The sequence below is a fragment of the Streptomyces sp. HUAS TT11 genome (assembly GCF_051553595.1).
Classification (GTDB): Bacteria; Actinomycetota; Actinomycetes; order Streptomycetales; family Streptomycetaceae; genus Streptomyces.
This window is the reverse complement of sequence record NZ_CP196184.1, coordinates 5,440,608-5,466,038: the sequence shown is the minus strand read 5'-3', so window position 1 is coordinate 5,466,038 and position 25,431 is coordinate 5,440,608. Positions and strand designations below refer to the sequence as shown.

The window sequence follows — 25,431 nt, the reverse complement described above, 5'->3', positions numbered from 1 at the left end:
TCGGGCCCGACCCCGACATGCCTCCTCAGTCCTGGTGGCCCTCCGCGGCCCGCTTCTCCCGCAGCTCCTTGATCGCGCGGCGGCGGGCCAGACGGTGGGTACGGCGGATCTGGGCCTCCTGGTAGCGGCGATTGTCCCGCTCCGTCTCGGGCAGGACCGGCGGCACCGTCCTGGGCTTGCCGTCGGCGTCGACGGCCGTGAAGACAAGGTAGGCGGAACCGACCTGGGTGGGCGGCGTCGACTCGTTCCAGCGCTCGGCGAGCACCCGTACGCCCACCTCCATCGAGGTGCGCCCGGTCCAGTTGACCTGGGCCTTCACATGCACGAGGTCGCCGACCCTGACCGGCTCCAGGAACGCCATCTCGTCCATGGACGCGGTGACGGCGGGACCGCCGGAGTGCCGGCCGGCCACGGCGCCTGCCGCGTCGTCGACGAGTTTCATGATCACGCCGCCGTGCACCGTGCCCAGAAGGTTGGTGTCGCTGTGGGTCATGATGTGGCTGAGGGTGGTCCGGGACGCGGAGGTGGGCTTCCCGGGGACGTCCCCCGTCGTTTGGCCCGGAATTTCTGATTCCGTGGCCGGGGCCTGGTCTGTCATGGCGTCCACCTTATGCGGGAGTGCACCCGGGGAGACTTTGTGTCAGCTTGGCAACAGCCCTGACCCCGTTCTTCTCCGACCCTTGTCGGGCCCATACCCCGACCCTGCACACTGGGGCGCATGAACGATTGGCCCGAGGCATGGTCCGACGACAGTCGCCGCAACAGGTACGGACGCGGCAGCGCCGGCGCACAGCCGGAGAGTGCGCGCGTGATGCGGCAGGTCCGGCGCCAGCCCGGCGCGCCGCGTGACCCCCAGGGCGCGCCGCCGTACGGCCGGGTGCCGCAGCAGCCGACCTACCCGGGCGGTTACCAGGACGACCAGGGGTACGACAGCGGCTACAACACGGGCCAGGTGTACGGCGGCGGCGGGAGACGCGGCGGCTACATACCCAACGACGACGTCCAGGACCCCGACTTCCAGCACTACCGGCCGCGTCCCAGCTGGGGCCGCCGCATCAAGTGGATCGCGATCACGCTGCTCACCGTCGTGGTCGTGACCTCGGTGGCCACCTACTTCTGGGCCGACTCCAAGCTCCACCGTGACGTCGACCTCTCCAAGGTCATCGACCGGCCGGCGGCGGGCCAGGGCACCAACTACCTGATCGTCGGCTCCGACAGCCGCGCGGGAATGTCCGCCGAGGACAAGAAGAAGCTGCACACCGGGTCCGCCGAGGGCAAGCGGACGGACTCGATGATGATCCTGCACGTCGGGGACAACGGCGACACGCTGATATCCCTGCCCCGCGACTCGGACGTGGAGATCCCGACCTACGTGGGCTCGGACTCCGGCAAGACGTTCAAGGGCACCGGCCGGCACGTGAAGCTCAACGCGGCGTACGCGGAGGACGGGCCGACGCTGCTGGTCCGCACGGTCGAGTACAACACCGGGCTGCACATCGACCACTACGTGGAGATCGGTTTCGCCGGCTTCGCGAACATCGTGGACGCGGTCGGCGGCGTCGACATCGACATCGACAAGGGCTTCAAGGACAAGTACTCGGGCGCCGACTTCCAGGCGGGCAAGCAGACCCTCAACGGCGAGCAGGCCCTGGCCTTCGTCCGCACCCGGCACGCCTTCGCCACGAGCGACCTTCAGCGCACGAAGAACCAGCAGAAGTTCCTCTCCGCCCTGGCCCACCAGGTGGCCACCCCGTCGACGGTCCTGAACCCCTTCAAGTTCTACCCGACGATGGGCGCGGGCCTGGACTCCCTGTCCGTCGACAAGGACATGAGCCTGTGGAACCTGGCGTCCATGTTCTGGGCGATGAAGGGTGTCAGCGGCGGTGACGGCAAGTCCATGAACATGCCGATCTCCGGCTCGACCGGCGGCAACCTGCTGTGGGACAAGGCCAAGGTGAAGACCCTGGTCAACGAGCTGAAGAACGACCAGCCGGTGACGGTGTCGGGGAACTGAGCCCCGGGCACCGGTACGCGGACAGGGCCTCGCCGAGTAGTACGGCGGGGCCCTTCGCGTACCCCCGAACGGTTCACCCACCAGGAATCCGACGCGCCGCCGTGCGACTGTGAACCGAACCATGATCACGACCCACGGAGCCCGTCATGGCCGATCTTCAGGATGAACTGGACACCATCGCCGAGGCCGTGGGCGGCCTCGCCCCTGCGCCCGCACCGCCGTCGCGGTCCGAGGACACCGCGCTCGATTCGGGTACCGACGCCCTCGACCGCGCCCGCACCTTCCTCGCGGGGCACCCCGTGGCGCTCGGCTACACCGGGGTGCCCTGGGCACTGCGGCATCTGCCCCGGTACGACGTGGAGTTCGGCGAGGGGACCGGGAACGCGGACGTACCGCGACTGCGGGAGGGGTACGTAGGCGCGCTGTTCTGGTCGCTGCACCTGCCGGGGGAACCGACGGGCGACCGGGCCGCGCGGGCCACCCTCGACCAGCTCGACCTGGTGCTGACCGCGGTGCGGGCCCACCATGAAGGTCTGCGGCCGGCCGACGACGCCGCGCAGATCACCGACCTGCGCAACCGCGGTCGCATCTCCGTCGTGATCGGTCCCGCGGATGCCTGCGCGCTCGGCGACTCGCTCGGCGTCCTGCGCATCCTGCGGGCCCTGGGGCTCAGGCTCCTCACGCTCTCCGGCGTGTCCTGGGCGGGTGACGACGGGCTCACCCGGTTCGGCGAGGAGGTGGTGCGGGAGATGGACCGTCTCGGCGTCCTCCCCGACCTCTCGGGCGCCTCTGCGGCCACGGTCCACCGCACCATGGGACTGTCCAGGGCGCCGGCCGTCTTCACCCGCTCCGGGGCCCGCGCACTGCGCCCGCATCCGGTCAACCTCCCCGACGACGTGCTCGTCGAGCTGGGCCGGGCTCAGGGGCTGTGCCTGGTTCCGGTCGTACCGGAGCAGACGGGGCCGTCCGTGCGGGACGTCGCCGACCATCTCGACCACGTACGGGAACTCGCGGGCCCGGAGTGCGTCGGCCTGTCGGGGGCCTACGACTCCGGGGCCGCACACACCTCGGATCTCGCGGACGCCTCCTGCTATCCGCGGCTGATCGCCGAACTCCTGGTCCGCGGCTGGAGCGAGGCCGACCTCTCGCTGCTGACCTGGGGCAACATCCAGCGCGTCCTGCGCACCGCCGACTTCACGGCTCGCGCCGCACAGCAGAGCCGGGGATCGTCCATGGCGAAGATCACCGAACTGGACGGCTGACCCGCCGGGGCGTCCGGTCTAGTGGTGCTCGATCCGGCAGAGGCAGAACGGATGCCCGGCCGGATCCGCGTACACGCGGAAGTCCCGTTTGCCGTTCAGGTCGTTCACGTCCAGCGGGCGGGCGCCGAGCGCGAGGACCCGCTCCTGGGCCGCCTCGATCGCCTCGGTGGTGTCACCGGCGTCGAGGTCGAGGTGCACCTGCTGCGAGTCGGCGTCGGCCCTCGGCCACTCCGGCGGCTTGTACCCCGGCGCCCGCTGGAAGGAGAGCCGGGGTCCCGCGGGGACGAGCAGGTCGACCCAGTCGCCGTCGCCCTCCACCGTGCCGCCCAGCACCTCGGCGTAGAACTCGGCGAGCGCACGTGGGTCCGGGCAGTCCAGCACGACGGACCTCATACGGGCGGCGGGCAGTGCCATGGTGGGACCTCCTCGATCAGCCGGCGCCCGGTTCAGCAGGCGCAGAGACAGAACGGGTGCCCCGCCGGGTCCGCGTAAACGCGCCATGTGCGCGAGCGGTCCGACGTGTCCAGCGCCTTGGCGCCGAGCGCGAGGACCCCCTTCTCGGCCGTGTCGAGGTCGTCGACGACGAGATCCAGGTGGAACTGCTGCGAGTCGTCGGGGGCCGGCCACGCCGGCGGCACGTGCCCGGCCGCGGCCTGGAACGCCAGCGCCTGCCCGTCCGGTGCCTTGAGGTCGATCCAGTCGTCGTCGCCCTCCACCGTGCCGCCCAGCACCTCGGCGTAGAAGCCTGCGAGCGCGCGGGGGTCGGGACAGTCCAGGACGACGACGCCCAGCTTGGCGAGAGCCATCACTTCCTCCTCGGAGTCTGCGGTTCCCGTCTGCGTGATCCACGCAGACCAGTGGTTACCGGCAGAAGGGCTCAACAGGTAACCGTTACCGCATGCTGCCGCACTGGAGGTAACGTCGCAAGGGGAATCACGAAAGGTAGCGTCGCGCGCATGAGGTCGCAGACATGAGTGACAGACCCCCCGCCCCCGGCGGTCTCGCCCTGGTGGAGGCTCTGGTCAACACCGTGGACCTGGAGTCGGGCAGCGATCGCCTGGACACGCCCGAGGGACGCGCCGAGCTCGGCGTCGGCGAGCAGGAGCTGGCGGACGTACGCGAGCTGCGCGAGTCCCTGCGCGCGGTCTGCCTGGCGCACGCGGGCCATCCCCCGCACCGCGAGGTGACGCCCCTGGGCGAACTGCTCGCCCGGGCGCCCCTGTACGTCGCCGTCGACGCACGGGACGGTTCGGCGCTCCTCACCCCCGTCGAGGAGGGGCCCCTGCTCTCCAGGGTGGCCGCGGCCGTCGCGGAGTCGCTCACGGCGGGCACCTGGCTGCGTCTCAAGGCCTGCGAACTGCTCCGGTGCCACTGGGCCTACTACGACCGCAGCCCGGCCGGGAAGGGCCGCTGGTGCTCCATGGCGGTGTGCGGGGCCCGCGCGAAGATGCGCCGGTACCGCTCGAAGTAGACGAACGGCCCACGGGGTCGGGGACTCGCCGGTCGCCGCTGGGGGCCGTGGGGCAGAATGCAACCGGACGCCGGTCCGGCCGACTGAGCCTCGGCCGGACCGGCGTCACCGGTTCCGCTACGCCGTGGGGCGGCCCATCGCCCGGTACGTCCACCCCGCCCGGCGCCACAGCTCCGGGTCGAGGGCGTTGCGGCCGTCGAGAACGATGCGGGAGGCGGCCTCCCGGCCCAGCTCGGCCGGGTCCAGCTCGCGGAACTCCCGCCATTCGGTGAGGTGGAGCACGACATCGGCACCGCGGACCGCCTGGAGCGCGGAGACCGCGTATCCGAGCGTCGGGAACAGGCGCCGGGCGTTGTCCATGCCCTTGGGGTCGTAGACCGTGACCTGACCTCCCTGGAGATGTATCTGCCCGGCGACGTTCAGCGCCGGCGAGTCACGGACGTCGTCGGAGTCGGGCTTGAACGTCGCGCCCAGCACCGCGACCCGCTTGCCGAGGAAAGAGACGCCGCCCAGTGCCTCGCGTGCCATCTCCACCATCTGACCCCGGCGGCGCATGTTGATGGAGTCGATCTCGCGCAGGAAGGTCAGCGCCTGGTCGGCGCCCAGTTCGCCGGCGCGTGCCATGAAGGCGCGGATGTCCTTCGGCAGACAGCCGCCGCCGAAGCCGATCCCCGCCCGCAGGAACTTCCTTCCGATCCGGTCGTCGTAGCCGATGGCCTCGGCCAGCCTGGCGACATCGCCGCCCGCGGCCTCGCAGACCTCCGCCATCGCGTTGATGAAGGAGATCTTGGTGGCGAGGAAGGAGTTGGCGGAGGTCTTCACCAGCTCCGCCGTCGGGAAGTCGGTGACGACGAAGGGCGTCCCTTCGGCGACCGGCGTCGTGTACACCTCGCGCAGCAGCTTCTCGGCCCGGTCGCTGCGCACGCCGACGACGATCCGGTCGGGGTGCAGCGTGTCCTCGACGGCGAAGCCCTCGCGCAGGAACTCCGGGTTCCAGGCCAGCTCGGCGTCCGCTCCCGCGGGCGCGTGCTCGGCGAGGTAGGCGGCCAGTCGGTCCGCGGAGCCCACGGGCACGGTCGACTTGCCGACGACGAGGGAGGGGGCCCTCAGATGCGGGGCGAGCGAGGCGATCGCGGCGTCGACGAAAGACATGTCGCAGGCGTACTCGCCGTGCTTCTGCGGGGTGTTCACACAGACGAAGTGGATGTCGCCGAACGCGGCCGCCTCGGCCCAGTCCATGGTGAATCTCAGCCGCCCCGTGGAGCCCTCGATGCCCGCGACGTGCTTGCGCAGCAATTCCTCGAGACCGGGCTCGTACATGGGGACCTCGCCCCGCTGGAGCATCTCGATCTTCTCCGGCACAACGTCGAGACCGAGCACCTCGAACCCGAGCTCGGCCATGGCGGCGGCGTGCGTGGCGCCGAGATAGCCGGTCCCTATGACAGTGATCTTGAGGCTCATGGGGTGCTCCAGGGGGACGGCGGTGAATCGGTGCCCGAGCATAGCCGGGCCTCTCGGCGGGCAGGTTTCCCGCTGTCGCCAAGCTCACGTATCACTCGTGTGGGCGTACCCCTAAAATTTGGGTTACTTAACGGTAATTAGCGTCGGCACCGCAGCTTCCTTGGAGCGTGAGAGACCTTGGCCGGATCGGCTGAATTCGACCTGTACCGCCCGTCCGAGGAGCACTCCATGCTCCGCGACGCCATCCGCTCACTGGCCGAGGCGAAGATCGCGCCGTACGCCGCCGCGGTGGACGAGGAGGCGCGCTTCCCGCAGGAGGCGCTGGATGCCCTTGTGGCGAACGACCTGCACGCGGTGCACGTGCCCGAGGAGTACGGCGGCGCCGGCGCGGACGCGCTCGCCACGGTCATCGTGATCGAGGAAGTGGCGCGCGCCTGCGTGTCGTCCTCGCTGATCCCGGCCGTGAACAAGCTCGGCTCCCTGCCGGTGATCCTCTCCGGCTCCGAGGAGCTGAAGAAGAAGTACCTGGGGCCGCTGGCCAAGGGCGACGCGATGTTCTCGTATTGCCTTTCCGAGCCCGAGGCCGGATCCGACGCGGCCGGTATGAGGACGAAGGCCGTCCGTGACGGCGACCACTGGATCCTCAACGGTGTGAAGCGCTGGATCACCAATGCGGGCGTTTCCGAGTATTACACGGTCATGGCCGTGACCGACCCGGAGAAGCGCTCCAAGGGCATATCGGCCTTCGTGGTCGAGAAGTCGGATCCGGGTGTGTCCTTCGGCGCCCCGGAGAAGAAGCTCGGCATCAAGGGCTCCCCCACCCGCGAGGTCTACTTCGACAACGTCCGCATCCCGGCCGACCGCATGATCGGCGAGGAGGGCACCGGTTTCGCGACGGCGATGAAGACCCTGGACCACACCCGCATCACCATCGCCGCCCAGGCGCTCGGTGTCGCCCAGGGCGCCTTCGACTACGCCAAGGGCTACGTCAAGGAGCGCAAGCAGTTCGGCAAGGCGATCGCCGACTTCCAGGGCATCCAGTTCATGCTCGCCGACATGGCGATGAAGATCGAGGCGGCCCGCCAGCTCACCTACGCGGCCGCCGCCAAGTCGGAACGCGGCGACAGCGACCTGACCTTCCAGGGCGCCGCCGCGAAGTGCTTCGCCTCGGACGTGGCCATGGAGGTCACCACGGACGCGGTCCAGTTGCTGGGCGGTTACGGCTACACGCGCGACTACCCGGTCGAGCGGATGATGCGCGATGCCAAGATCACCCAGATTTATGAAGGCACGAACCAGGTCCAGCGCATCGTGATGGCGCGCAACCTGCCGTGACAGCGCGGCCGGTCACGGCTGCGCACGGAGGTTTCCGGGGCACCCTGCGGGGTGCCCCTTTCCGTGGTGCGCGGCGGATCCCGTCCGTGGAGCAGGGGCGTGGGCCGGACCCACGCCCCCTCGCTGTCAGCGGTCCAGCTCTTCCAGCGTCGCGTTCGACGGGCCCCGCCTGCTCTGGAGGCCCCGGGCCACATCCTCGGCCGCACCCAGCACCCGCACCGCGTTCTGCCAGGTCAGCTTGGCCAGATCGGACTTCGACCAGCCGCGGTCGAACAGTTCGGCGATCAGGTTCGGATAGCCCGAGACATCGTTGAGGCCGTCCGGAGTGAACGCCGTGCCGTCGTAGTCGCCGCCGATACCCAGGTGGTCGACGCCCGCCGCCTCACGCATGTGGTCCAGATGGTCGGCGACCGTCCCGACCGTCGCGACCGGGCGCGGGTTGCGCTCCTCGAAGGCGCGGTGCACCTTCATCGCCTGCGGGGTCGTGTCGAGATGGTGGAAGCCGTGCGTGCGCATGTTCTCGTCCGCTGCGGCCGTCCAGTCGACCGCAGCACGCAGCACGAACTTGGGGACGAACGTCACCATCGCCACGCCCCCGTTGGCGGGCAGGCGCTCGAGGACGTCGTCGGGGATGTTGCGCGGGTGGTCGCAGACCGCGCGGGCGGAGGAGTGCGAGAAGATCACCGGGGCGTCCGTGGTGTCCAGCGCGTCCCGCATCGTCGTCGCCGCCACGTGGGAGAGGTCGACCAGCATCCCGAGGCGGTTCATCTCGCGCACGACCTCGCGGCCGAAGGTGGTGAGGCCCCCGGCCGCCGGCCGGTCGGTCGCCGAGTCCGCCCATGCGACGTTGTCGTTGTGGGTGAGGGTCATGTACCGCACGCCGAGTTCGTACAGTCCGCGCAGGGTGCCGAGCGAGTTCGCGATCGAATGGCCGCCCTCCGCGCCCATCAGCGACGCTATGCGACCCTCCGCGCGCGCCGCCTCCATGTCGGCGGCGGTCAGCGTCCGTCGCAGGTCCGCCGGATAACGCTCCGTCAGCTGCCGTACGCAGTCGATCTGTTCCAGCGTCGCGGGCACCGGGTCGGGCAGATCGCTGCGCACGTACACCGACCAGAACTGCGCGCCGACCCCGCCCTCGCGCAGCCGCGGCAGGTCGGTGTGCAGGTGCTCGTTCTGATGGTGGGCGATGTCGCGGGCGTCCAGGTCGTAACCGACCTGCTCGCGCAGCGCCCACGGCAGGTCGTTGTGCCCGTCGACCACCGGGAACTCGCGCAGCAGGTTCCGGGCCGCCTCCAGGGAGGGCGAGGTCATCGGCGTCACTTCCCGGAGCCGAAGCCGAAGCCCGCCGTCGCACCCTCGACCTTGGAGCGCAGACGCTTGCCCTTCTCCGTGGCCTGGTCGTTGAGGTCCTGCTGGAAGTCCCGCATCTTCCCGAGCAGGTCCTCGTCGTGCGCGGCGAGAATGCGGGCCGCGAGCAGTCCGGCGTTGCGGGCACCGCCCACCGAGACCGTCGCCACCGGAACACCGGCGGGCATCTGCACGATCGACAGCAGCGAGTCCATGCCGTCCAGGTATTTCAGCGGGACCGGGACGCCGATGACGGGCAGCGGGGTGACGGACGCGAGCATCCCGGGCAGGTGCGCGGCACCTCCGGCACCCGCGATGATCACCTTCAGACCGCGGTCCGCCGCGTGCTCGCCGTAGGAGATCATTTCGCGGGGCATGCGGTGCGCGGAGACGACGTCGACCTCGTACGCGACCTCGAACTCGTCGAGGGCCTTGGCGGCGGCTTCCATGACGGGCCAGTCGGAGTCCGACCCCATGACGATGCCAACAACAGGGCTCATTCGGTGATGGTGCCTCTCAGGTAGCCGGCAGCGTGACGTGCGCGCTCCAGCACGTCGTCCAGGTCGTCGCCGTAGGTGTTGACGTGTCCGACCTTGCGGCCGGGCTTCACGTCCTTGCCATACATGTGGATCTTGAGCTGGGGGTCCCGGGCCATGCAGTGCAGATACGCGGAGTACATGTCGGGGTAGTCGCCGCCCAGCACGTTGACCATGACGGTCCACTTGGCCCGCGGGCGCGGGTCACCGAGCGGAAGGTCGAGGACGGCCCGTACGTGGTTGGCGAACTGCGAGGTGATCGCGCCGTCCTGGGTCCAGTGGCCGGAGTTGTGGGGGCGCATCGCCAGCTCGTTGACGAGGAGGCGGCCGTCGCGGGTCTCGAACAGCTCGACGGCCAGGTGACCCACGACGCCGAGTTCCTTGGCGATCGTCAGGGCCATCTCCTCGGCCCTCAGCGCCAGCGCCTCGTCCAGATCGGGGGCGGGCGCGATCACGGTGTCGCAGACCCCGTTGACCTGCTGGGACTCCACGACCGGGTACGCCACCGCCTGTCCGTGCGGGGACCGCACGACATTGGCGGCCAGCTCCCGCACGAAGTCGACCTTCTCCTCGGCGAGGACCGGGACGCCCGCGCGGAACGGCTCCGCGGCCTCCTCGGTCGACGTCACGACCCATACGCCCTTGCCGTCGTAGCCGCCGCGGACGGTCTTCAGGACGACGGGGAAGCCGTCGCCCTCCGCCGCGAAGGCGGCGACGTCCTGCGGATCGCTCACGATGCGGTGGCGCGGGCACGGCACCCCGATCGAGTCGAGCCTCGCCCGCATCACGCCCTTGTCCTGGGCGTGCACGAGCGCGTCCGGGCCGGGGCGGACGGGAATGCCGTCCGCCTCCAGGGCCCGCAGGTGCTCGGTGGGCACATGCTCGTGATCGAAGGTGATCACGTCACAGCCCTGCGCGAAGGCACGCAGCGTCTCCAGGTCGCGATAGTCGCCGACGACGACATCGTGGACGACCTGCGCCGCGGAGTCCTGAGGGGTGTCACTGAGGAGCTTGAATCTGATGCCGAGCGGGATGCCCGCCTCGTGTGTCATACGAGCGAGCTGGCCACCGCCGACCATGCCGACTACCGGAAACGTCACGCGCCCAGGGTATCGGCCACGCGGACCTGGCCGGATTCCGTCCCCGCGGGACGGCTGCCCCCGACCGGACAGCGTCCCGGCGGCCCGCTTCCCGACCGCATTCTTTCCGTCCTCATGAACCGGTCCACAGGCGGGGGCCACCTGCGCTGGTTAGCATGGCGGAGTTGACGGAACCGCTCGGCGCGTCCTGCCGGGCCGGCGTACGCGACGGACCGAATCGACGACAGGACCGACCCGACGGGGGCTGGCAACACCATGGGCAGTGGTTCCACAGGCCTGAAGAGCAAGCCCCCCGGTGCGCTGCGCCGGCAGTTCGACCAGCTCATACGTGAGATCGCCAAGTTCGGCGCGGTCGGCGGTGCGGGGCTGCTGGTCAATCTGCTGGTCTTCAACCTGGTGCGGCATGTCACCGGGCTCCAGGTGGTCCGTGCCAGCGTCATCGCCACCGTCGTGGCGATCGTCTTCAACTACATCGGGTTCCGCTACTTCACCTACCGGGACCGGGACAAGAGCGGCAGCACCCGCGAGATATCGCTGTTCCTGCTGTTCAGCGCCGCGGGCCTGGTGATCGAGAACGGCGTCCTGTACATCGCGACGTACGGGTTCGGCTGGGACACCCCGCTGCAGAGCAACATCTTCAAGTTCCTCGGGATCGGCCTCGGCACGCTGTTCCGGTTCTGGTCCTACCGCTCCTGGGTCTTCCGGGCGCTGCCGGCCGGTGAGGCCGTGGCCGGTGAAGCAGTGGCCGGTGCGGAGTCCATCCTCGAGGCGGCGGAGCGGCAGCGCCGCCAGGGGCAGCGCGTCAACCGCTGACCCGGCTCCTCGTCCGGCCCGGTGCCGCGGGCGGCCTCCGCCACCGGTCGGCCCGTCCCGTGTCCTGCCCGCCCCGGACATTCATCTGACCATGGTCCCGGGCTCGTCCGGCTCGTCCCCCTGGGAAGCCGTCCTCAGAGGCGTGCGGGACAGGAACAGGCCGAAGACCGGCGGCTGGGCCTGGAGCATCTCCAGGCGGCCGCCGTCCGCCTCGGCGAGGTCGCGGGCGACCGCCAGCCCGATGCCCGTGGAGTTGCGGCCGCTGATCGTGCGCTCGAAGATGCGGGAGCCCAGCTCCGCCGGAACGCCCGGTCCTTCGTCGGTCACCTCCACGACGGCCTGGTTGCCCGTGACACGGGTGCGCAGGGCGACGGTACCGCCGCCGTGCATGAGGGAGTTCTCGATCAGGGCGGCCAGCACCTGGGCGACCGCGCCCGGCGTGCCCACGGCCCGCAGATGCCGCTTGCCGGAGCTGACGATGGCCCGTCCCGCGCTGCGGTAGGCGGGGCGCCACTCGGCGAGCTGCTGCTGGATGACCTCGTCGAGGTCGAAGGAGACCGCGGAGCCGGTGCGCGGGTCGCGGGCGTTGGTCAGCAGCCGCTCCACGACGTCCGTGAGCCGTTCCACCTGCGTCAGTGCGATGGTCGCCTCCTCCTTCACCGTGTCCGGCTCGTCGGTGAGGGTGATCTCCTCCAACCGCATGGAGAGCGCGGTGAGGGGCGTGCGCAGCTGGTGGGAGGCGTCGGCGGCCAGTCGGCGCTCGGCCGTGAGCATGCGCGCGATCCGCTCGGCGGAGGCGTCGAGGACGTCGGCCACCCGGTCCAGCTCCGGGACGCCGTACCGCTTGTGGCGCGGCCGCGGATCGCCGGAGCCGAGGCGCTCCGCCGTCTCGGCGAGGTCGGTGAGCGGGGAGGCGAGACGGTTGGCCTGGCGTACGGCGAGCAGGACCGCGGCGATGATCGCGAGCAGTGCGACCAGGGCGATGATCAGCAGCGTGCGGCCCACTTCCCGGGTGACCGTGGAGCGGGGCTCCTCCACGCGGACCGTCTCACCCTCCTCGCCCTTGGCCGTGGAGTGGATGACGTCCCCCACGGGCTTGGTGCCCACCTCGATGGGAGCCTGGCCGGGAATGCCGATGACCGCGTACCGATCGCCGGTGACCTGGGCCTTGAAGACCCTGGCGGTGACCTTCTCGTCGCCGAGGAGCCGGCTGTCCACGATGCTGGCGAGCCGCAGCGCCTCGGAGTCGACACGTTCCTGCGCGCTGTTGCTGATCGTCCGGGTCTCGACGATGACGAGGGAGATGCCGAAGACGGCGATCACCACGAGGACGACGGCGAGGGTGGACTGGATGAGACGACGACGCACGGGGCCCTCCGGGCAATGGCTCTACGACGACCAGTGTGCCCCGGACACGACCGGCACCGCGGGCCGGGGCAGCGCCCTCGCGAGGGGCGAGGAGCCTGCGCGACCGCCCACGGGCGTGCGGCCCGCGCCCGCCCGCACGGCCATGACGCGTGGTGGTCGACGCGCACACGGCCGCCCGTCCCGGCCGGGCCCCCGGCGGCGCCTAGCTCTTCTCGAAGCGGAAGCCCACTCCCCGTACCGTCGCGATGTAGCGTGGGTTGGCGGCGTCGTCCCCCAGCTTCTTGCGCAGCCAGGAGATGTGCATGTCCAGCGTCTTCGTGGACGACCACCACGTGGTGTCCCAGACCTCGCGCATCAGCTGGTCGCGCGTGACGACCCGGCCCGCGTCCCGGACGAGGACCCGCAGCAGATCGAACTCCTTGGCGGTGAGCTGGAGCTCCTCGTCACCCATCCACGCCCGGTGCGACTCGACGTCGATGCGCACCCCGTGCGTGGCGGGCGGCTGCGCGGGCTCGGTGGAACCGCGCCGCAGCAGCGCCCGGACACGGGCGAGCAGCTCTGCGAGCCGGAAGGGCTTGGTGACGTAGTCGTCGGCACCCGCGTCGAGACCGACGACGGTGTCCACCTCGTCGGCGCGCGCGGTCAGGATCAGGATGGGGACGGTGTGGCCCTCGGCCCGCAGCCGGCGGGCCACCTCCAGGCCGTCCATGCCGGGCAGGCCGAGGTCCAGCACGACCAGGTCGACGCCGCCCTGCATTCCGGCGTCGAGCGCGGTGGGTCCGTCCTCACGCACCTCGACCTCGTACCCCTCCCGGCGCAGGGCACGGGCCAGGGGCTCCGAGATGGACGCGTCGTCCTCGGCGAGCAGTACACGGGTCATGGGGGTGATGGTAGTCCGCCAGGGACAAGAGCAAAGGTGTGATCCAAGGTGTGACCGGCCGGGGGTATTTCTTACCTTCGTATGCAGGCGGACACCGCCGTCGGCGCCGGTCACGGAGCGCAGTCGGGCCCGTTCGGCACAGGTGTCATTTCGCGCGGAGACCTTCGAATGGGCGCCCGCAGTTCCGGTATCACCTGTGATCCCGGTCTCGGTCCTTCCGTGCGCGCCGCTCCCATGACGTATGGTGACCGGAACGCCTGTAGCACCACCTGGGACCTTTGGCGGGCACTTGACGCTGAAGGTCTCTTTTGCGTGCGAGCTGGTTCTCACCAGCTTCGAAAGGAATGACCTAGGGCCGGGCCTTCGGCGCGTTGACGCGCGTAGAGGCGTGGATCCCGGTGGTCGCCGTCCACCGCTCCGTGAGCGGACACCCCGTGGGCGTGGGGCGGACGGCCGATCCCGCCGGTGCCGGCCGCCAACCGGGCATGCGACCCCCGGGCTTCGGCCCCGCCCGATCCGGGGAACCCCCACGCGCATGCCCCGACCAGCAAGGAACGACCATGGCGTCCAGCCTGACGAAGGACTCGGTCCGACCGGGCAATCCCGGTTCCGAGAAGACCTTCTTCGGCCACCCCCGCGGACTGGCCACACTCTTCATGACCGAGATGTGGGAGCGCTTCTCCTACTACGGCATGAGGGCCCTTCTCCCGCTGTATCTGGTCGCCCCCGGCGGCCTGCACCTGAGCGCGGCCGGCGCGACCGCGATCTACTCGGTGTACGTGTCGCTCGTATACCTGCTCGCCCTGCCGGGCGGCTGGTTCGCGGACCGTCTCCTCGGCCCGCGGAAGACGGTCGCCCTGGCCGGCTTCATCATCATGCTGGGCCACCTCACCCTGGCCCTGCCGTCCGCCGGCACCTTCTACGCCGGTCTCGGGCTCGTCGCCATCGGCTCGGGTCTGCTCAAGGCCAATATCTCGACGATGGTCGGGCACCTCTACAACGGCCCGGACGACGCGCGCCGCGACGGCGGCTTCACGATCTTCTACGTCGGCATCAACCTGGGCGCCTTCGCCGCACCGCTGGTCATCGGCACCATCGGCGAGAACGTCAACTGGCACCTGGGCTTCGCGCTCGCCGCGCTCGGCATGGCGCTCGGGCTCGGCCAGTTCCTGCTCGGCGGCCGCCACCTGAGCGAGCGTTCCAACGACGTCCCGACCCCGCTGACCGCCGAGGAGAAGGTCTCGACGCTGCGCAAGTCGGCGCTGTGGGCGGCCGTCGCGATCGTCTTCTACGCGATCGTCGGCTTCTCCGGTGTCTACACCCTGAACTGGCTGCTGGTCCCGATCACCGTCGCCGGCCTGGTGATCCCGGTCCTGGTGATCGCCCGGATCAAGCGGGACAAGGAACTCGACCGCACCGAGCAGTCCCGGATGACCGCGTACATCTGGTTCTTCGTGGCCGCGGCCGTGTTCTGGATGATCTACGACCAGGGCGGCTCCACGCTGTCGATCTTCGCCGACTCGTCGGCCAAGAACACGGTCTTCGGCTGGGACTTCCCGGTCTCCTGGTACCAGTCGGTCAACCCGGTCATGATCATGGCGCTGGCCCCGGTCTTCGCGTGGCTGTGGCTGGCGCTCAACCGCCGCGGCAAGGAGCCCGGCACGGCGGTGAAGTTCGCCTCCGGTCTGGTCCTGGTCGGCGCGTCCTTCTTCCTGTTCCTCGCCCCGCTCGGGATCGCCGACGGCGGTCACAAGGCCGCTGCGCTGTGGCTGGTCGCGATCTACTTCGTGCAGACCGTCGGTGAGCTGACGCTCTCCCCGGTCGGTCTCTCGGTCACCACGAAGATGGCCCCGGCGAAGTACGCCTCCCAGATGATGGGTGTGTGGTTCCTGGCCGTCACCGCCGGTGACGCCACGACCGGGCTGCTCTCCATCGCGGGCGTCGACCTGAACACGACGGGCATCGTGACCCTGGAAGCGGCGGTCGCCGTGCTCGCCGGTGTCGCGGTGCTGATGTACCGCAAGAAGGTCAAGGAGCTCATGGGCGACGTGCGCTGACGTCGTTCCCGGGCCGGCAAAGGGCCGCCGCACCCGTGCGGGTGCGGCGGCCCTTTGCCGTTCGCGGGGTCAGCGGGCTCGCCGGGGCAGGAACGTGAAGACCGCTCCGCCCAGCAGGATCGCCGTCCCGGCCACCAGCCCGAGGGCCTTCAGGGCGCCGCGGTCGTCCGCGCCCGTCTGGGCCAGGCCGCCCGAGGTCCCACCGGAGGTGCCTCCCGAGGTGGACGAGCCGCCGGACGTCCCGCCCGGTTGCTGCGAGGTGTCGAGGGTCAGCGACACCTCGCTCTTCGTCGGCGTGCACGTCGTCGTGGTGCCGAGGGCCTTGATGGTCAGTACGCCCGGCGACAGCGTCGACCGCCCGCTCGCACCGGGCTTGTAGGTGCCGGTCAGATCGGGGATCTCGATCGGGTCTCCCGACTTGATGTCGCTCGCGTTCGTGGGGCCCTCGACATGGACGGTGCCCTTGTCCACGCCGCCCACCACGACCTCCATCGACGGCTTCACCGAGTCCTTCGGGATGTCCGCCGGGCTGTCCATCACCGACTTCTTGAACCGGACCGTGAGATCGAAACTCCCGCCGTCCTTCCTGGCGTTGATCTGCACGGGTGACGTGGCGTTCTTGTCGCCGATGGGCGTCTTGCAGGCGTACGGGACCTGGACCTCCTTGCCCGTGAAGTCCGTCTGCCCGCCGCTGCCGCCGCCCGCTCCACCTGATCCGCCGCCGTCCCCGCCCGTCTCGCTCCCGGTCGGCGAGGGGGAGGACGAACCGGTGGGCGGACCGGTCGGCAGACCGGTGGGCAGACCGGTCGGCACGCCCGTCGGCAGGGTGGGCACGACGGTCGGCAGCCCGCCCGTCGTACCGCCCGAACCGCCGCCGTCGGACACCTTGATGGTCGCGGCCGGTTGCACCGTCTCCTTCGGGGAGCACTTGGTGTCCGTCGAGATGGGCTTGTTGACGTTGATGTTGTACGCGTCCGGCGTCAGCGTCACCTCGCCGGCCGCGGTCAGTTTCAGCCCGCCCGTCATGTCCGACAGCTTCATCTCGCTGTTCTTGGGGATCGCGGGGTTCGACCGCGGCCCTTCCATCGTGATGTCCGCGGTCTGCGCGCCTGCGGCCTTCAGGGTCCCCGTCGGCTTGACCGTGTCCTTGTCCAGATCGAGCACATCGGGGTTCTTGGACGCGGCCTGCACGAACTTCCAGGTGACGGTCACCTCGTCGCCGACCTTCGCCTCCGCGGGCGCCGTGATCTCCACCTTCGTGGTGCCCTCGACCGGGGGCAGTCCCGAGATCGGCGGCGGGATGCACTCCGTCCTGTACGACACCTCGGCGGCCTGTGCCGGTGCGGCGGCCACGGCGAGCAGCACGCCCGCCCCGCCCAGCATCAGCGCCGCCCCGGCGACTCCTGCCCTGCTGCTTCTGCCCCCTGCCGCGAGGACTCTCCGTTGCGTGCTCACGTGTTTCCCTTCCTCGGGGTCGTCGGACCGTTCTCGTGCGGTGCGGAGAGCCGACCGTGCACCGCGGTCCCCGGATCGGCGTCCGAGGTGAACCACGGCAGGGTCGAAGCGAAGGAAGGCGCGGCGGAGGACGACGGGGCCCCCTGCCTCGGTACGCGCAGGGCGGGTCCGATCAGTCGCAGGCTCCGGCGGTGCAGCGCCCGCCCGGGCGGGACACCCGGCCGCACCCGGTCCACGACGGCCATGCCGAGCCGGAACACGGCGGCCGGTACGACCAGGCAGAGCAGGATCCAGAAGACGGTCACGCCCCAGGGCCGGCCGACGCCCCACGGCTGTTCGGCCAGCGTCCTGCCGCCGTACCCGAGCGAGACCGTGTAGTCGCCGTGGGCACCGGCGGAGAGCTCCACCGGGAGCTCGATCCGCGCCTTCCTGCCGGGCGCGACGGTTCCGTGCCACTGCTGCTCGTCCCACTGCGGGGCGAAGACGCCGTGCGCGGTACCGACCCGGAAGACGGGATTCTCGACCGGCGAGGAGCCGACGTTGCCGACGGTGAACACCAAGGTGCGGGACGGCGGCGCCCCGAACCACGTCAACAGCCCGGAGGACCCCTCGAGGCGGGTGTCCGTCAGCACCGACAGCCGCCCGGCGGCGGACTCGGCGGGCAGTGGCCGCACGGCGTGCCCGGCGACCTGGAGGATCGCGTCGGCGTCCGCCGCGGCCCCGGTGACGGTCGCCACATGCACCACGCAGGGGCACGGCACGGGCGGCTCGGACACCGGGAGCTTCCTGCGGAAGGACCCGTGCGGATCGGTCGTGACGGCCCGTCCGTCGGCGTTGGCGCAGGAGTTGGTGCCGCCGATCACGCCCCTGGACGGCACTGACCGACCGCAGATCAGGATCATGAGCAGGGTCCCCGGGCGCCATCCGCTGCCGGTCACGGTGATCGAACCGCCCGTCCCCGCCTGGGACGCGGACAGCGTGACGGACGGCCCGCTCGCGCCCCGGGCCGGTATCGCCACGGAGGCAAGGGCGAGCACGAGGACCGCCACCAGCACCGAGATGCGCCCCTTCACGTTCCCGCTCCCGTCAACTCGACCTCCGGGTAGGCCTGTTCGTCCGCGTCCCGGTCCGGCGGGCGGTGCCGGTGTCTCCGTACGACCGCACCGGCGCCCACCGCTGCGAGCAGCCCGGCGGTGGACGCGGCGACCGTCCCCCAGGGCACGAACCGTGCCGGCGCCGACGCCGAACCGTGTGCCCCGCCCGCCGCGGTGACGGTGAGGGTCACGTCCACCGCGTCGAGCGCCGGCTGGTGCGGCCACGGCTCGGTGAGCCGGACCCTGCGGCCCGGCGGCAGTTCCAGGGGCAGGGTGCGCGGGGCACGGTCCAGGACCCGTCCCAGCACTCCGTCGGCGCGCACCGCGAGCCGCGGGGCCAGCACCGTGGTGCCGCGGTTGACCAGCTCGTAGGTGACCCGTCCGGCACGCACCCGCACGTGCTCCACCGTCAGCGCGGACAACGCGGGCCCCGTGACCCGGACCCGGACGCGCACGGCCGACGAACGGGTGCCCGCGCGCGCCACGATCACGGCGGGGTGGTCGCCGAGTGCGGCTCCCGAGGGGACCGTCACACTGAACGGAACAACGGCGCGGGTGCGGCCGGGCACCGTGACGGAGACCGTGTGCGCCGCGGCCCTCCGCCCGCCCGTCGTGCGGGCGAATCCGATCCGCGCCGCTGCCCGCCGGTCGCGAACGGGCGGAGGAGCCGCCGTCCGCGGTGTCGTCGGCGCCGCTCAACCGGACGGTCAGCGATCCGCTGCCCGGATTTACCACCGACACCGCGTCCTGCAGAACCGTGCCGGGCTCGCCCTCCGCGTAGAGGTACGGCCGCCCGCCCACGCCGTCCGTCGCGGGCGCGACGGACCAGCCGTCCTCGGCCGGCGCGGCGGGTGCGGCGCCCAGCAGGCCCAAGGCGGCGACGGAGAGGCAGAGCGCGAGGCGGACGGACGGCATGGGCGGCTCCCGGCGGAAAGGAGGCGTGTGGCGCCTCGGTGCGGGGCGGTGTGGTCGGGTGACGGTCCGGCGGCTCGTACGGATCCCGGATACGCCTCAGCGGCGTACCGTCTGGTTGCGGCGCGACAGCCAGAGCACTCCGGCCGCTCCCGTCAGCAGGACCGTGCCGCCGAGGGTGCCCAGGGCGATCGCGGAGTCCTCGGGACCGGTCTGCGGCAGCTGCCCGTCCGTGCCGGTACCGCTCCGGGCGGCGCCGGCCGAGCCGCCGCCCGCGGCGGTGACGTCGAGGGTGAGCGAGGGGCCCGGGTTGCCGGCGGGTGTGCACGTGGTCGTCGTACCGAGCGCTTTGATGGTCAGCACGCCCGCGGTGAAGGTGACCTTGCCGGTCTTCCTCGGCGTGTACGTACCTGTCAAGTCATTGATCTTGATGGGGGTGTTGGCGGGGATCGCCGCCTGGTTGGCCGGTCCCGTCACCGTCAGCGTCCCGCTCTCGGCGCCGCCCAGCTTGATGGTGGCGCTCGGGTTCATCGCGCCCTTGCCCAGCTCGACCGGGCTGGAGGAGACGCCCTTCTGCCAGGACATGGTGATCTTGTAGGTGCTGCCGCTCCTGGCGCCCTTGATGTCGATGGGCGACACCGCGCTCTTGTCGCCGATCGGCGTCTTGCACTGGTAGTTGACGTCGACGACCTCGGCCCGGGCCGCCGGAGCGGCCATCAGCACCGCCGAGCCGGCCAGGGCGGCGACGGACGCGAGCGCAGCGCTTCGTTTGTGGTACGACACGGTCCCCTCGTTCCTGACGGCACATCAGATCGGCCGTCAAGGTACGCCCGGGCCCTTACGGAGGGAAGACACGGCGCACACCGGATCTGTGGCGATCCGGCGCGCGGGAAGTGATGTGTGCGGCGTCGTACGAGGAAGGGTTCGAGACGTGGTCACCGAGGGTGAGCGGAAGACGGGTACGGACGGACGCTAGGCAGGAGCGCCGAGTTCCGCCCACACCCGCTTGCCGGCGACCCCCGGCGTGCGCGCGACCCCCCAGTCGAGGCAGAGACGCTGCACGATGAACATCCCGTGGCCGCCGGGGCGTCCGGCGCGGTGCGGGGTGCGGGGTGCGGGCTGCCCGGCTCCCCGGTCGGAGACCTCGATCCGCAGCACCTTGTTGTCGCACGCGATCCACAGCTCCTCCGGCCCCTCGGCGTGCAGACACGCGTTGGTGACGAGCTCGGAGACGACGAGCAGCACGTCCTCGGCGGCGGCCCGCTGGTCGGCGCCGGCGGCCGGCAGCCAGCCCCACGCGTACAGCGCCTGGCGGGTGAAGTCGCGCGCGAGCGGGACGACACCGCTCTCGCCCGCGAGGCTCAGCCTGCGCACCCGCCGACCGGGCGGCGAGGTGCCCTGCTCGCGCGGGGCCGAGGACGCACCCCCGCCGGACGGACCCTCCACGGGCGTTCCGGAAGCGCCGCTGGGCTCGGGGCCGCGGTCGCCCGGCGAGTAGGGCCGGGTGGTGCTCATCAGCGCTTCACCTCACCGATTCGCCGGTTCACGATTCAAGACTCAGTACGTGGACGGACGGCATGACCGTCAGTTGCTTCTTGTGCCGTTCGCGTAGAGGGACGCTTCCTGCGGCTTTCGTCCCGGCTGCCGACATATTCAGCATGTCTCCTGCCCGACCGTGCGGCCGGAACACCCATGGATTCAGCCCGGAACCTGTGACGCGCGTAACGCGCTGGTCACACAGTGACATCCGATGACCCCCCGGCCGCATCAGTCGGCCAAGGCCGTGTCCAGCGTGTCGTGAACGGTGAAGACGGCATCCGCCCCGGTGATCGCGAAGACCCGCGCCACCACGGGCTGCATCCCCACCAGATGAACCCCTCCGCCCGCGGCCTCGGCCTTCAGCCGAGCGCCGAGCAGCACGTTCAGCCCGGTGGAGTCACAGAACTCCAGCCGTGAGCAGTCCACGACCAGGCGCGAGAACCCCTTGCCCAGGCAGTCCTCGAGTGGTTCACGCAACAGGTCGGCGGTGTGGTGATCCAACTCACCCGCCGGGGTCACGACAGCGCTCGTGCCCTCCTGCCGCACCTCGACCAGAAGCCGGCCCGACTGTGCGCTGCCGACCGTCCCGCGGTCCATGCCGTCTCTCTCCCGACCGTCGTGGCTGTTGATGGACGCCCTCGAACATTACGCCTTCCTCACGCCCCTTGACACCCGAACAACCCCACTAATTCGGACATTTACCAACAGAATGCACTTGCGGTGGGGTGACAAAAGCGGGTAGGGCTAGAGGTACAGCCATTCGACACGGCCGGCTTCGGAGGCGCCGCACACCGTAGTGCACGTATTGGCATCGGCAGCCATATGCCGAGAACGATGGAGGACATCATGTCACCCCGGCTCGACGCATCGCAGGCCCAGAGGGCGACGTCGGCACTCCCCCTGGCACAACCGCACGACCACACCGACGACCTCGCCCGGCAGAACGGTCTCACCGAGTCCGAAGGCCTCGAGGGCCTTCCGGAGATCCCCCCGTACGACGAGGTGGGAGCGATGGACGCGCGAGCCCTGTCCAAGACGCTCTTCCAGCGGCTGGAGTCGCTCGAGGAAGGCACGCACGAGTACGCGTACGTGCGCAACACGCTCGTCGAGCTGAACCTCGCCCTGGTGAAATTCGCCGCGTCGCGCTTCCGCTCGCGCAGCGAGCCGATGGAGGACATCATCCAGGTCGGCACGATCGGCCTGATCAAGGCCATCGACCGCTTCGAGCTCAGCCGCGGCGTGGAGTTCCCCACCTTCGCGATGCCGACGATCATCGGCGAGATCAAGCGCTTCTTCCGCGACACGTCGTGGTCCGTGCGGGTGCCGCGCCGGCTGCAGGAGCTCCGCCTCGACCTCGCGAAGGCCGGCGACGACCTCGCCCAGAAGCTGGACCGCGCCCCGACGGTCGCCGAGCTGGCGGAACGCCTCGGCATCACCAGCGACGAGGTCGTCGAGGGCATGGCGGCGTCGAACGCCTACACGGCGAGCTCGCTCGACGCGCAGCCCGAGGAGAACGACTCCGAGGGCACGCTCGCGGACCGCATCGGCTACGAGGACCACGGACTCGAAGGCATCGAGTACGTCGAGTCGTTGAAGCCGCTGATCGCCGAACTGCCGTCGCGCGACCGGAAGATCCTCTCGCTGCGCTTCTACGCCAACATGACCCAGTCGGAGATCGGCGACGAACTGGGCATCTCCCAGATGCACGTGTCGCGGTTGCTGTCCCGGACACTGGTGCGTCTGCGCAAGGGGCTCACCGTCGAGGAGTGACGGCCTCCACGTGACTGCTTCCGTCCGGTGCCCGCAAGGGCACCGGACGGACTGCTGTCCGCGCCCGGACGTCCCCGCCGCAACCCGCCGGCAGGCCCCCTGTTACCCGGGGAAACCTCTTTCCCCGCAAGCCTCGGTCCACCACTATGGTCACCCCCAAACTGGTCGGTAGGTCAGGAGCGCGGCGAGCGGCGTCGCCGGGGTGCGAGGAGGCGGGCGGATGACTCGGGCCGACGGGACGGACAACAGGGCCGGGGCCGGGACGTCCGATGCGGACACCGCGGGCGCCGTGGCCGTCGGCCCGTCCGACGCACGGCTCACCGGGTTGCTGCGCGCCGACACCGCCACCTCGTACCGGGCGCTGCAGGAACTGCGCTCCCGCCACCGGCGCTCGGTCCTCGCCTACGCGCGGCTGTGCACCACGAGCGAACCGGCCGCGCGGCAACTGGCCGGGCAGGCCTTCACCCTCGCGGCCCGCGAGACGGCGCGCGGTATCGACCCGGGCGTCCCCTGGCGGCACCGACTCCTGCTGCTGACCGTCCGGTTGGCCCTGTCGTGGGCCACGGACGAGCGGGCCGCCGGCCTCGACCCCGGTCTGCTCCTGGTGATGAACACGGCCGGCCCCGGCGGTCCCGTCCCTCCCGTGCTCCCCGCGTTCCAGTCCCTGGCATCCCGCACCCAGGGCCTGATCTGGTACTGCGTCGTGGAGCGGGAGCCCGCGGACAGGACGGCGGGATTCCTCGGGCTCGGACCCGAGGACGTGCGGTACGGCACCGAACAGGCGCTCCACGCCATGGGCCAGGCCTGCCTGAGATCCCGTCTCGCCGCCTCGGACGATCCGCGTTGCGGGGACTTCCGGCGCCTGATCGAGGAGTCGGTACGGCCCGACAACCCCCGGTTCAGCGGCGACCTGCACGCCCATATGGTCCGGTGCGCGCACTGCACGGCCGCCTACGAGGAACTCACCGCGCTGCGGGACGCCCCGCGCACCGCGCTGGCCGAGGGACTGCTGCCATGGGGCGGCACCGCCTACGCCGAGCACGGTATGAGCGAGCCGCTCACCCACCCGCGGGCGGCCAGGGCGACCTGGCCGCCGGGACGCCGGCTCGCCCTGGCCTCGGCGGCCCTCGGCCTGGCCCTGGCACCGCTGCTGGTCTTCCTGCTGTCCCCGGAGGACTCGCCGGGCCGGCACACGGCGGGCGCCTCCGTCGGCACCCGGCCCGAGCCACCCGCGGTGACCGTCACCGCGACGGTGTCGGTGCACCCCCCGGCCTCGCCGACGCCGTCACCCTCGCCCTCGGCCACCTCCAAGCACCCGTCGCCGACGAGGAGTTCCAGGCCACCGAAGCCGACGCCGAAGCCCGGTCCCACGGCGCACGCGCCCGACGGCTCCTTCGCACAGGTCGTGAACGTCGCCTCGGGCCGGTGCCTGGAGGTCGCCGGCGACTTCGGCAACGGCACGGACGTGGCCGTCGTCTCCTGCACGTCCGCACCGAGCCAGCGGTGGCGCTTCGACTCCGGACGCAGTGTGCTGCAGTCGTCGGCGGATCCCGACTTCTGCCTGGACAGCCGCGGCTCCGTGGACAACGGCGTGGGCATCTGGCACTGCGACTCCGTCTACGGCCGCAACGGCCAGAACCTCCGCTTCACCGTCGACGACGACGGAGTCGTCCGCCCGGAGATCGCCGTCGGGACCGCGCTCACCGCGGCCGAGGACGGCGGTCTGTCGCTGCGTCCGCTGACCGGCGGCGCGGATCAGCGGTGGCGGGCCGGGGCCTCCTGACCGGCTGAGGCCGCCGGCCCGCGCGCCCGGTCAGACCACGCGGCTGCCGCGCCGCCACACTTCGCCGACGAGGGGCACGCCCGGGCGGTAGGCCAGATGGACATGGCTCGGGGCGTCGAGCACCGCGAGGTCCGCGTACGCGCCCGGGGCCAGCCGGCCGACGTCCGTGCGGCGCAGGGCCCGGGCACCGCCCGCGGTGGCCGACCAGACCGCCTCGTCCGGGGTCATGCCCATGTCCCGGACCGCCAGAGCGATGCAGAACGGCACCGACGACGTGAAGGACGAGCCCGGGTTGCAGTCCGTCGACAGGGCCACCGTTGCGCCCGCGTCGAGGAGGCGGCGGGCGTTCGGCCACTCGGCGCGGGTCGAGAACTCGGCGCCGGGCAGGAGCGTGGCGACCGTGCGGCCCTGGGCGAGCGCGTCCACGTCGGCGTCCGTCAGATGCGTGCAGTGGTCGGCGCTGGCGGCGTCGAGTTCCACGGCGAGCTGGACGCCCGGGCCGTACGACAACTGGTTGGCGTGGACACGGGGATGCAGTCCCTTGCGCTTCCCCGCGGTCAGGACCGCGCGGGCCTGGTCCCCGTCGAAGGCGCCCTTCTCGCAGAAGACGTCGATCCACCGGGCGTGCGGCGCGCACGCCTCGAGCATCTCACCGGTGACCAGGGCCACGTATCCGGCAGGGTCGTCGGCGTAGTCCGGGGAGACGATGTGGGCACCGAGATAGGTGACCTCGTCCGTGTGCGCGGACGCGATGCGCAGGGCACGCGCCTCGTCCTCGACCGTCAGTCCGTAGCCGGACTTGGTCTCGAAGGTGGTGGTGCCCTGACGGAGCGCCTCGGAGAGGTAGCGGACGAGATTGGCCTCCAGCTCCTCGTCCGTCGCCGCCCGCGTCGCGGCCACGGTGGTGCGGATGCCGCCCGCCGAGTAGCTGCGGCCCGACATGCGGGCGTTGAACTCCTGCGTGCGGTCGCCCGCGAAGACCAGGTGCGAGTGGGAGTCGACGAAGCCCGGGATCACCGCCCGGCCGCCGACGTCGACCCGGTGGTCGGCGGCGGGTGCGTTGCTCGACTCACCGGTCCAGGCGATGCGGTCGCCGTCGATGACGACGGCCGCGTCCTGGATCAGCCCGAGGGGGGAGTCCGCGCCCTCGCGGGAGGGGTCGTTGGTGACCAGGCTGGCGATGTTGGTGATGACCGTGCTGCTCATGGGTTCCTCGTGGGTGACCGGGCCGGTT

24 protein-coding genes are annotated in these 25,431 nt (G+C 71.0%); 8 read left to right on the top strand and 16 right to left on the bottom strand.

The genetic code is table 11. The features are described 5' to 3' along the window. Positions 1-25 precede the first annotated feature (25 nt). On the bottom strand, positions 26-598 hold the full coding sequence (locus ACSHXN_RS24500; RefSeq protein ID WP_355137738.1) for an acyl-CoA thioesterase: 573 nt from the start codon (positions 596-598) through the stop codon (positions 26-28). 120 nt (positions 599-718) lie between these two features. Here ACSHXN_RS24500 and ACSHXN_RS24495 point away from each other — a divergent pair, with 120 nt between their 5' ends. Continuing rightward, on the top strand, positions 719-2,014 hold the full coding sequence (locus tag ACSHXN_RS24495) for an LCP family protein (protein ID WP_355137740.1): 1,296 nt from the start codon (positions 719-721) through the stop codon (positions 2,012-2,014). A 146-nt stretch (positions 2,015-2,160) separates the two neighbouring features. Further along, positions 2,161-3,276 carry a dipeptidase gene (locus tag ACSHXN_RS24490; RefSeq protein ID WP_355137742.1) on the top strand — a complete coding sequence of 372 codons (1,116 nt, stop codon included), beginning with the start codon at positions 2,161-2,163 and terminating at the stop codon, positions 3,274-3,276. Positions 3,277-3,294: 18 nt separating this feature from the next. On the opposite strand, the gene ACSHXN_RS24485 is transcribed toward ACSHXN_RS24490, so the two are convergent. Both ACSHXN_RS24485 and ACSHXN_RS24480 read right to left on the bottom strand, forming a co-directional pair. After that, on the bottom strand, positions 3,295-3,690 hold the full coding sequence (locus ACSHXN_RS24485) for a VOC family protein (protein WP_355137744.1): 396 nt from the start codon (positions 3,688-3,690) through the stop codon (positions 3,295-3,297). Between the two features lie 32 nt (positions 3,691-3,722). Continuing rightward, positions 3,723-4,082: a VOC family protein gene (locus ACSHXN_RS24480; RefSeq protein ID WP_355137746.1), complete on the bottom strand. Its 360-nt coding sequence runs from the start codon at positions 4,080-4,082 to the stop codon at positions 3,723-3,725. A gap of 164 nt (positions 4,083-4,246) precedes the next feature. On the opposite strand from ACSHXN_RS24480, the gene ACSHXN_RS24475 reads away from it, so the two are divergent. Continuing rightward, the gene (locus tag ACSHXN_RS24475) at positions 4,247-4,747 is read left to right on the top strand and encodes a CGNR zinc finger domain-containing protein (protein ID WP_438303699.1); all 501 of its coding nucleotides are present in this window, start codon (positions 4,247-4,249) and stop codon (positions 4,745-4,747) included. Between the two features lie 117 nt (positions 4,748-4,864). Here the strand turns inward: ACSHXN_RS24475 and ACSHXN_RS24470 are convergent, their stop codons facing one another. After that, on the bottom strand, positions 4,865-6,208 hold the full coding sequence (locus tag ACSHXN_RS24470; protein WP_438303698.1) for a UDP-glucose dehydrogenase family protein: 1,344 nt from the start codon (positions 6,206-6,208) through the stop codon (positions 4,865-4,867). 177 nt (positions 6,209-6,385) lie between these two features. On the opposite strand from ACSHXN_RS24470, the gene ACSHXN_RS24465 reads away from it, so the two are divergent. After that, a complete protein-coding gene (locus tag ACSHXN_RS24465; protein ID WP_355137752.1) occupies positions 6,386-7,543 on the top strand; it encodes an acyl-CoA dehydrogenase in 1,158 nt (385 codons plus the stop codon). Between the two features lie 126 nt (positions 7,544-7,669). Here the strand turns inward: ACSHXN_RS24465 and ACSHXN_RS24460 are convergent, their stop codons facing one another. Genes ACSHXN_RS24460 through ACSHXN_RS24450 form a run of 3 tightly spaced genes read right to left on the bottom strand, consistent with a single transcriptional unit; the run spans position 7,670 to position 10,526 of the window. After that, positions 7,670-8,854 carry a dipeptidase gene (locus ACSHXN_RS24460; RefSeq protein ID WP_355137754.1) on the bottom strand — a complete coding sequence of 395 codons (1,185 nt, stop codon included), beginning with the start codon at positions 8,852-8,854 and terminating at the stop codon, positions 7,670-7,672. Positions 8,855-8,859: 5 nt separating this feature from the next. Further along, positions 8,860-9,390, bottom strand: coding sequence for a 5-(carboxyamino)imidazole ribonucleotide mutase (gene purE, locus ACSHXN_RS24455; protein ID WP_355137756.1), 531 nt, complete (start codon positions 9,388-9,390; stop codon positions 8,860-8,862). Beyond that, complete coding sequence (locus ACSHXN_RS24450) at positions 9,387-10,526, bottom strand: 5-(carboxyamino)imidazole ribonucleotide synthase (protein ID WP_355137758.1); 1,140 nt, start codon at positions 10,524-10,526, stop codon at positions 9,387-9,389. The genes purE and ACSHXN_RS24450 overlap by 4 nt, the downstream gene beginning before the upstream one ends. 255 nt (positions 10,527-10,781) lie before the next feature. Here ACSHXN_RS24450 and ACSHXN_RS24445 point away from each other — a divergent pair, with 255 nt between their 5' ends. Further along, positions 10,782-11,339 (top strand): GtrA family protein, encoded by a 558-nt coding sequence (locus ACSHXN_RS24445; RefSeq protein WP_355137760.1) that lies wholly within the window; start codon positions 10,782-10,784, stop codon positions 11,337-11,339. 81 nt (positions 11,340-11,420) lie between these two features. On the opposite strand, the gene ACSHXN_RS24440 is transcribed toward ACSHXN_RS24445, so the two are convergent. After that, on the bottom strand, positions 11,421-12,707 hold the full coding sequence (locus ACSHXN_RS24440) for an ATP-binding protein (RefSeq protein ID WP_355137762.1): 1,287 nt from the start codon (positions 12,705-12,707) through the stop codon (positions 11,421-11,423). A gap of 202 nt (positions 12,708-12,909) precedes the next feature. Then, complete coding sequence (locus tag ACSHXN_RS24435) at positions 12,910-13,587, bottom strand: response regulator transcription factor (protein WP_059130771.1); 678 nt, start codon at positions 13,585-13,587, stop codon at positions 12,910-12,912. Positions 13,588-14,147: 560 nt separating this feature from the next. Here ACSHXN_RS24435 and ACSHXN_RS24430 point away from each other — a divergent pair. Continuing rightward, a complete protein-coding gene (locus ACSHXN_RS24430) occupies positions 14,148-15,644 on the top strand; it encodes an oligopeptide:H+ symporter (RefSeq protein WP_355137765.1) in 1,497 nt (498 codons plus the stop codon). Between the two features lie 69 nt (positions 15,645-15,713). Here the strand turns inward: ACSHXN_RS24430 and ACSHXN_RS24425 are convergent, their stop codons facing one another. The 6 genes from ACSHXN_RS24425 to ACSHXN_RS24400 all read right to left on the bottom strand — a co-directional run bounded on the left by ACSHXN_RS24425 (position 15,714) and on the right by ACSHXN_RS24400 (position 21,241). After that, a complete protein-coding gene (locus ACSHXN_RS24425) occupies positions 15,714-17,027 on the bottom strand; it encodes a hypothetical protein (protein WP_438306497.1) in 1,314 nt (437 codons plus the stop codon). 68 nt (positions 17,028-17,095) lie between these two features. Continuing rightward, on the bottom strand, positions 17,096-18,172 hold the full coding sequence (locus ACSHXN_RS24420; protein WP_438303697.1) for a hypothetical protein: 1,077 nt from the start codon (positions 18,170-18,172) through the stop codon (positions 17,096-17,098). Then, positions 18,169-18,762: a hypothetical protein gene (locus ACSHXN_RS24415; protein WP_438303696.1), complete on the bottom strand. Its 594-nt coding sequence runs from the start codon at positions 18,760-18,762 to the stop codon at positions 18,169-18,171. The genes ACSHXN_RS24420 and ACSHXN_RS24415 overlap by 4 nt, the downstream gene beginning before the upstream one ends. 442 nt (positions 18,763-19,204) lie before the next feature. Beyond that, a complete protein-coding gene (locus tag ACSHXN_RS24410) occupies positions 19,205-19,888 on the bottom strand; it encodes an LPXTG cell wall anchor domain-containing protein (RefSeq protein WP_355137771.1) in 684 nt (227 codons plus the stop codon). A 189-nt stretch (positions 19,889-20,077) separates the two neighbouring features. After that, positions 20,078-20,620 carry an ATP-binding protein gene (locus ACSHXN_RS24405; RefSeq protein WP_355137773.1) on the bottom strand — a complete coding sequence of 181 codons (543 nt, stop codon included), beginning with the start codon at positions 20,618-20,620 and terminating at the stop codon, positions 20,078-20,080. A gap of 252 nt (positions 20,621-20,872) precedes the next feature. Beyond that, entirely contained in the window at positions 20,873-21,241 is a 369-nt protein-coding gene (locus ACSHXN_RS24400) for an STAS domain-containing protein (protein WP_059130766.1), read from the bottom strand. Positions 21,242-21,478: 237 nt separating this feature from the next. On the opposite strand from ACSHXN_RS24400, the gene ACSHXN_RS24395 reads away from it, so the two are divergent. Together ACSHXN_RS24395 and ACSHXN_RS24390 are read left to right on the top strand one after the other, a co-directional pair. Beyond that, positions 21,479-22,414, top strand: a complete 936-nt coding sequence (locus ACSHXN_RS24395; protein WP_438303695.1) for an RNA polymerase sigma factor SigF — start codon at positions 21,479-21,481, stop codon at positions 22,412-22,414. 220 nt (positions 22,415-22,634) lie between these two features. Continuing rightward, a complete protein-coding gene (locus ACSHXN_RS24390; RefSeq protein WP_355137777.1) occupies positions 22,635-24,197 on the top strand; it encodes an RICIN domain-containing protein in 1,563 nt (520 codons plus the stop codon). A gap of 30 nt (positions 24,198-24,227) precedes the next feature. On the opposite strand, the gene hutI is transcribed toward ACSHXN_RS24390, so the two are convergent. Beyond that, a complete protein-coding gene (hutI, locus tag ACSHXN_RS24385; protein ID WP_355137779.1) occupies positions 24,228-25,403 on the bottom strand; it encodes an imidazolonepropionase in 1,176 nt (391 codons plus the stop codon). Positions 25,404-25,431 lie beyond the last annotated feature (28 nt).

Bases quoted from the DNA above. Each gene is read 5' to 3' on its own strand.
- ACSHXN_RS24430 (WP_355137765.1), top strand. From the start codon at position 14,148: ATGGCGTCCAGCCTGACGAAGGACTCGGTCCGACCGGGCAATCCCGGT.
- ACSHXN_RS24435 (WP_059130771.1), bottom strand. From the start codon at position 13,587: ATGACCCGTGTACTGCTCGCCGAGGACGACGCGTCCATCTCGGAGCCC.
- ACSHXN_RS24390 (WP_355137777.1), top strand. From the start codon at position 22,635: ATGACTCGGGCCGACGGGACGGACAACAGGGCCGGGGCCGGGACGTCC.
- ACSHXN_RS24460 (WP_355137754.1), bottom strand. From the start codon at position 8,854: ATGACCTCGCCCTCCCTGGAGGCGGCCCGGAACCTGCTGCGCGAGTTC.
- ACSHXN_RS24485 (WP_355137744.1), bottom strand. From the start codon at position 3,690: ATGGCACTGCCCGCCGCCCGTATGAGGTCCGTCGTGCTGGACTGCCCG.
- ACSHXN_RS24405 (WP_355137773.1), bottom strand. From the start codon at position 20,620: ATGAGCACCACCCGGCCCTACTCGCCGGGCGACCGCGGCCCCGAGCCC.
- ACSHXN_RS24475 (WP_438303699.1), top strand. From the start codon at position 4,247: ATGAGTGACAGACCCCCCGCCCCCGGCGGTCTCGCCCTGGTGGAGGCT.
- ACSHXN_RS24400 (WP_059130766.1), bottom strand. From the start codon at position 21,241: ATGGACCGCGGGACGGTCGGCAGCGCACAGTCGGGCCGGCTTCTGGTC.
- ACSHXN_RS24395 (WP_438303695.1), top strand. From the start codon at position 21,479: ATGGAGGACATCATGTCACCCCGGCTCGACGCATCGCAGGCCCAGAGG.
- ACSHXN_RS24480 (WP_355137746.1), bottom strand. From the start codon at position 4,082: ATGGCTCTCGCCAAGCTGGGCGTCGTCGTCCTGGACTGTCCCGACCCC.
- ACSHXN_RS24495 (WP_355137740.1), top strand. From the start codon at position 719: ATGAACGATTGGCCCGAGGCATGGTCCGACGACAGTCGCCGCAACAGG.
- hutI (WP_355137779.1), bottom strand. From the start codon at position 25,403: ATGAGCAGCACGGTCATCACCAACATCGCCAGCCTGGTCACCAACGAC.
- ACSHXN_RS24470 (WP_438303698.1), bottom strand. From the start codon at position 6,208: ATGAGCCTCAAGATCACTGTCATAGGGACCGGCTATCTCGGCGCCACG.
- ACSHXN_RS24445 (WP_355137760.1), top strand. From the start codon at position 10,782: ATGGGCAGTGGTTCCACAGGCCTGAAGAGCAAGCCCCCCGGTGCGCTG.
- ACSHXN_RS24425 (WP_438306497.1), bottom strand. From the start codon at position 17,027: ATGCTGGGCGGGGCGGGCGTGCTGCTCGCCGTGGCCGCCGCACCGGCA.
- purE (WP_355137756.1), bottom strand. From the start codon at position 9,390: ATGAGCCCTGTTGTTGGCATCGTCATGGGGTCGGACTCCGACTGGCCC.
- ACSHXN_RS24490 (WP_355137742.1), top strand. From the start codon at position 2,161: ATGGCCGATCTTCAGGATGAACTGGACACCATCGCCGAGGCCGTGGGC.
- ACSHXN_RS24500 (WP_355137738.1), bottom strand. From the start codon at position 598: ATGACAGACCAGGCCCCGGCCACGGAATCAGAAATTCCGGGCCAAACG.